The organism is Actinomadura sp. GC306 (assembly GCF_004348665.1).
Lineage (GTDB): Bacteria > Actinomycetota > Actinomycetes > Streptosporangiales > Streptosporangiaceae > Spirillospora.
This window is the reverse complement of record NZ_SMKM01000380.1, coordinates 1-5115: the sequence shown is the minus strand read 5'-3', so window position 1 is coordinate 5115 and position 5115 is coordinate 1. Positions and strand designations below refer to the sequence as shown.

The following is a 5115-nucleotide window of genomic DNA, read 5'->3' as shown; positions in this document are numbered from 1 at the left end:
GGCTGGGTGGGGGTGGCTGGGAAGCCGTGGGGTGTGACCAGAAGGCCCCGCCTGGGGAGGCGGGGCCTTCTGGTTGGTCGGGTGGGCGCGCGGCTAGATGGTCGCCTCTGCTTCAGCCGGCCAGCTCATCCTTATCTGGACCCCTTTGGGGGTTGAGGCGATCTCCACGTCGTCGGCGAGGCCGGCGATGACGGCCAGGCCCAACTCCGCGGTGCCCTCACCGCCGAGGCCGTACTCGAACTCCTCAGCGTCCGGGGCCTTGGGGAGGCCCCCTGACTCGTCGTCGCCGGGGACGGTGTCGCTGACGGTCACCTCGAAGCGCCGGTCGGCGCCGCTCAGTTCCAGGCGGACGGGTTCGTCCGGGCAGTGCAGGCGGTGTGCCTCGACGGCCCGGGAGCACGCCTCGCCCACCGCGAGCCTGACCTCGTCCAGCAGGTTCTCGGCGACACCGCTGCGGCGTGCGACGGCGGTGACGATCAGGCGGGCGGTCCGGACGTGGACGGGCAGCGCGCTGAAGGAGAGTTCAACGGTCGACATCTCAGCTGCTGGCCGCTACTTGGCGCCCTTGCGCTTCTCCTCGGCCTCGGCGATCGAGTCGTGGATGCCGAAAACCTTGGTCAGCCCCGTGATCCGGAAGATCTTGAGGATGCGCTCCTGGGTGCACACCAGCTCCAGCGAACCGTCGTGCGCGCGGACGCGCTTGAGCCCGCCGACCAGCACGCCGAGACCGGTGGAGTCGAGGAACTCCACCTTCTCCATGTCCACCAGCAGGTGGAACTTGCCCTTGTTGACCAGATCGATGAGCTTCTCGCGAAGCTTCGGCGCCGTGTAGACGTCGATCTCACCCTCCACCGTGATGACGGTGAGGCCATCGTCGGTGGTGTAGTCGTTCACCTTCAGGTCCACAGATCCTCCACGCGCCGTGCAGCACTATCCGATCTCGATCGGCGAACGCCCAGCGGGTTCGGCCGTCGAGACTTCGCCGTGATTCAACCACGCTCCGGCGTGGTACACGCACGTTATCGCCCACACGGGCGAAAGTTCGCGCCATCCCGTCTGACCTGCTGATCCAGTGGCCAGGGCAGGGGTACGGGCTCACCGGCGCCGGGGCGTTCCCGTTGTTTTGCCCCGGCTGGCAAACTGAAAACCTGATGGGCGCCCAAAGATCTTCAACTCCCCTGGACCGGCTGCTCGCCGACCCGACGAGGCGCGAACGCATCACCCATGTGGAGAGCGTTCCCGCACGTCGGGGCCGTCGGGCGGCCTGGCCTGCCTGGTCGCCGCCGCTGCTGGTCGAGCGGCTGGCGGGGGCCGGGATCGAGGCCCCCTGGGAGCACCAGGCCGCCGCGGCCGAGCACGCCCGCGCTGGACGGTCTGTGATCCTGGCCACCGGGACGGCGTCCGGGAAGTCGCTCGCTTACTTGCTGCCCGCCATCGAGGCGATCTATGACGGGGACGAGAATTCCCGCCACCAGGGGACGATCCTCTACCTGTCGCCCACCAAGGCGCTCGCCGCCGACCAGCTCCGCGCGTTGCGCTCGCTGCGTCTCACCCGCGTCCGCGCGGCGACGTACGACGGGGACACCCCGCAGGACGAACGCACCTGGGTCCGGCAGCATGCAAATTACGTCCTGACGAATCCCGACATGCTGCACCGGTCGATCCTGCCGAGCCACACCCGCTGGTCGTCGTTCCTGCGCCGCCTCCGCTACGTGATCATCGATGAGGCGCACGGATACCGCGGTGTCTTCGGGTCGCATGTCGCGCACGTGCTGCGTCGCCTGCGCCGGGTGTGCGCCCGCTACCACGCCGACCCGACCTTCATCCTGGCCTCGGCGACGACGTCCGAGCCCGCCGCTACCGCGTCCCGCCTCACCGGACTGGACGTCGTCGCCGTCGACGAGGACACTTCGCCACGCGGACCGGCAACGTTCGCGCTGTGGGAGCCGCCCCTGACCGAACTGCGGGGCGAGCGTGGTGCGCCTGTCCGCCGAACGGCCACGGCCGAGGCGGGCGACCTCCTGGCGGACCTCGTCGTAGAAGGCGTGCAGACGCTCGCGTTCGTTCGCTCTAGGAGCGGTGCAGAGTCAGTGGCATTGAGCGCCAAGCGCGCCCTGCACGAGGTCACCCCTGCCCTGGCAGAACAGGTCGCCGCCTACCGCGCCGGCTATCTGCCCGAGGAACGGCGTGCGTTGGAGGCCGCGTTGCGTTCCCGCTCCATCGTCGGCCTGGCGAGCACGAACGCCCTCGAACTCGGCGTGGACGTCTCCGGTTTGGACGCCGTCATCGTCTGCGGCTGGCCCGGCACCCGCGCGTCCCTCTGGCAGCAGGCAGGACGGGCCGGACGCTCCGGCCAAGCGGCCCTGTCGATCCTGGTGGCCCGCGACGACCCGCTCGACACGTTCCTCGTCCACCACCCGGAGGCGATCTTCGGGAGGCCGGTCGAGGCCACCGTGCTCGACCCGGACAATCCGTACGTCCTGGAACCGCACCTTTGCGCGGCGGCGTCCGAGATGCCGCTCACCGAGGACGACCTTCCCCTCTTCGGCCCCTCGACCGTCGACCTGCTGCCCGACCTCGTCCGCCGCGGTTTCCTTCGCCGCCGTCCCGCCGGCTGGTACTGGACGCGCCGCGACAAGGCCGCCGGCCTGGCCGATATCCGGGGCGCGGGGGGTGACCCCATCCAGGTCGTGGAGCTGGGCACGGGACGCCTTCTCGGCACGGTCGATGAGGCGTCCGCGCACACCACCGTCCATGAGGGTGCCGTCTACATCCACCAAGGCGACTCGTTCATCGTGCACACCCTCGATCTGGACGATTCCGTCGCGCTGGTGGAATCGGCCGACCCCGACTACTCGACGACCGCCCGCGACGTAACCGACATCGCCATCGTGGAACGGCTCCGCTCCAGTGCCTGGGGCGACGCCACGCTCTGCTTCGGAACCGTCGAAGTCACCCGCCAGGTGGTCGGCTACCAGATGCGCCGCCTGCAGACGGGCGAGATGCTCGGCGAGAAACCCCTGGACCTCCCACCCCGCACCCTCCGCACCCGTGCCGTCTGGTGGACGCTCTCCGAAGCACAGATATCCGCCCTGGACGACCTGGACCTGGCCGGATCGGCCCACGCAGCCGAACACGCGTCCATCGGGCTGCTTCCCCTCTTCGCCACCTGCGACCGCTGGGACATCGGCGGAGTGTCGACGGCCGTCCATCCCGACACGGGCCTGCTGACCGTCTTCGTCTACGACGGCCACGAGGGCGGAGCGGGCTTCGCCGAACGGGGCTACGCCGACGCCGCCGAATGGCTGCACGCCACGCGCGACGCGATCGCGTCCTGCGAGTGCGACTCCGGTTGCCCGTCCTGCATCCAGTCCCCCAAGTGCGGCAATGGGAACGACCCCCTCGACAAGGAGGGCGCCCTAACCTTGCTGGACCTCCTCCTAAGCGACTCCCGCCCCTGACCCACGCGGCCCAACATCTGTAGGGCAGACCGGAGCCAACGTGGTGCCGATACGCGTGCGCCCCAGGCATCCGGTCTGCAGTAGCGGTCAGGTTGCGCGCAGCGCGTCGAGCATCCGGGTCAGGGCCGCGCGGGTGTCCGGGAGGTTCGCCTCTGGATCTCCGGACGCGGCCAGCCACAGCGCGGCCTCGTTCATCGCTCCCGACAGCAGATGGGTCAGCGGAGCGACCGGTTGAGCGGCGATCAGGCCCTCGTCGATCAGCTCGGTGATCGCCTCGGCCAGGTGGGTGCCGGAGCCGGCCTCGTCCATCGCCCGCCACTCGTTCCAGCCGAGCACGGCCGGACCGTCCACGAGCATGATGCGCTGGATGTCGGGGGCCGTGCTGGCGGTGAGGAACGCCTGGCAGCCGGTTGTGAACCGCGTCCAGGGGTCGGCTTCGGCATCCGCCGTCTCGGCGACGATCCGGGCGACCTCCTCCTGCACCTGCTCCAGGACGGCGCGGAACAGCTCGGTCTTGCTCTCGAACAGGTGGTAGAGCGCCCCCTTGGTGACGCCCGCCGCGCCGACGATCTCCGACAGGCTGACCGCTCCGTACCCGCGCGCGGCGAACAGCCGCCTGCTCTCGCGCAGCAGGGTCGCCCGCGTCGACTCCCGCTGCCGTGCCCTGGCGGTCACACGCACCCTCCCTTGACATACCGACGGTATGCCACGATAGCCTCACATACCGACGGTATGTGAAAGGAGACGCCATGCACCTGACGAGCTTCTACCCGGTGATCTGCACCTCCCGGCTCGCGGAGTCCCACCGCTTCTACACGGGGCTGCTGGGCTTCGAGACGACGTTCGAGGCCGACTGGTACGTGAGCCTGCGCCGGCCCGGCACGTCCCCCTACGAACTCGCCCTGCTCGACCACACGCACCCGACGCTGCCCGACGGGTACCGCGCCCCCGCCCAAGGGCTGCTGCTGAACTTCGAGGTGGACGACGTGGACGCCGAATGGGAACGGCTCGTCCTCCACGAGGGCCTGCGCCCTGAGCTGCCGATACGAAGCGAGGAGTTCGGGCAGCGTCATTTCATCGTCGCGGACCCCAACGGCGTCCTCATCGACGTCATCACGCCCATAGCCCCCTCAGAGGCTTACGCAGCCCAGTACACGGCCCGGTAACGCGCTCCTAGTTCGGAGCGACCCGCTGCGCCGGGACGGACGGCCGGCCGTCCACACCCTCGCGACGCCGCGTCTGCGCCAGTGCCTGCTGCAGCCTCCGGCGCTCCATCTCCAGCGTCTGCAGGGACTCCTCATGCTCGTCCCGCAGGTCCCGCAACTCCCGGCGCATGCTCATCGCACGCCTGAACCCGAGCGCCGCGATCATCAGACCGCTCATGAGGACGATGGTCACCACGGCCCCGGCCATGAAGACGTGCCACTCCTCGGTGACCCCCGGGACCGCATCGCCGAACATGGTCATTCGGGCCTCGCCCGTGTTGCCCAGCACCACCGCGACCCCGACCACGATGGCGGCGGCCACGACGACCAGCCCCAAAAAGATCACGCGGACCCTCTCCTCTCCATCGGGCCTTACAAACCCAGACCGAGGACGCAATCCCAGCCGAAACGCCCATCCGACAAGGCACCCTAGACGCCACCCCAAACCC

At 69.4% G+C, this 5115-nt stretch carries 6 protein-coding genes; 2 read left to right on the top strand and 4 right to left on the bottom strand.

All coding sequences use genetic code 11. The features are described from left to right. Positions 1–93: 93 nt before the first annotated feature. Both E1200_RS31160 and E1200_RS31155 read right to left on the bottom strand, forming a co-directional pair. On the bottom strand, positions 94–537 hold the full coding sequence (locus tag E1200_RS31160) for an ATP-binding protein (protein ID WP_131955881.1): 444 nt from the start codon (positions 535–537) through the stop codon (positions 94–96). Positions 538–552: 15 nt separating this feature from the next. Then, on the bottom strand, positions 553–906 hold the full coding sequence (locus E1200_RS31155) for an STAS domain-containing protein (RefSeq protein WP_131955879.1): 354 nt from the start codon (positions 904–906) through the stop codon (positions 553–555). 245 nt (positions 907–1151) lie between these two features. Here E1200_RS31155 and E1200_RS31150 point away from each other — a divergent pair, with 245 nt between their 5' ends. Then, positions 1152–3461 carry a DEAD/DEAH box helicase gene (locus E1200_RS31150; protein ID WP_131955876.1) on the top strand — a complete coding sequence of 770 codons (2310 nt, stop codon included), beginning with the start codon at positions 1152–1154 and terminating at the stop codon, positions 3459–3461. A gap of 87 nt (positions 3462–3548) precedes the next feature. Here E1200_RS31150 and E1200_RS31145 read toward each other — a convergent pair whose 3' ends face one another. Beyond that, entirely contained in the window at positions 3549–4142 is a 594-nt protein-coding gene (locus E1200_RS31145) for a TetR/AcrR family transcriptional regulator (RefSeq protein ID WP_131955874.1), read from the bottom strand. Positions 4143–4210: 68 nt separating this feature from the next. On the opposite strand from E1200_RS31145, the gene E1200_RS31140 reads away from it, so the two are divergent. Beyond that, on the top strand, positions 4211–4627 hold the full coding sequence (locus E1200_RS31140; RefSeq protein ID WP_131955872.1) for a VOC family protein: 417 nt from the start codon (positions 4211–4213) through the stop codon (positions 4625–4627). A 7-nt stretch (positions 4628–4634) separates the two neighbouring features. Here the strand turns inward: E1200_RS31140 and E1200_RS31135 are convergent, their stop codons facing one another. Then, the gene (locus E1200_RS31135) at positions 4635–5012 is read right to left on the bottom strand and encodes a hypothetical protein (RefSeq protein ID WP_131955870.1); all 378 of its coding nucleotides are present in this window, start codon (positions 5010–5012) and stop codon (positions 4635–4637) included. Positions 5013–5115 lie beyond the last annotated feature (103 nt).

What these genes read in the sequence shown, in the direction of transcription:
- E1200_RS31160 (WP_131955881.1), bottom strand. Translation starts at nt 537, where the DNA reads ATGTCGACCGTTGAACTCTCCTTCAGCGCGCTGCCCGTCCACGTCCGG.
- E1200_RS31150 (WP_131955876.1), top strand. Translation starts at nt 1,152, where the DNA reads ATGGGCGCCCAAAGATCTTCAACTCCCCTGGACCGGCTGCTCGCCGAC.
- E1200_RS31140 (WP_131955872.1), top strand. Translation starts at nt 4,211, where the DNA reads ATGCACCTGACGAGCTTCTACCCGGTGATCTGCACCTCCCGGCTCGCG.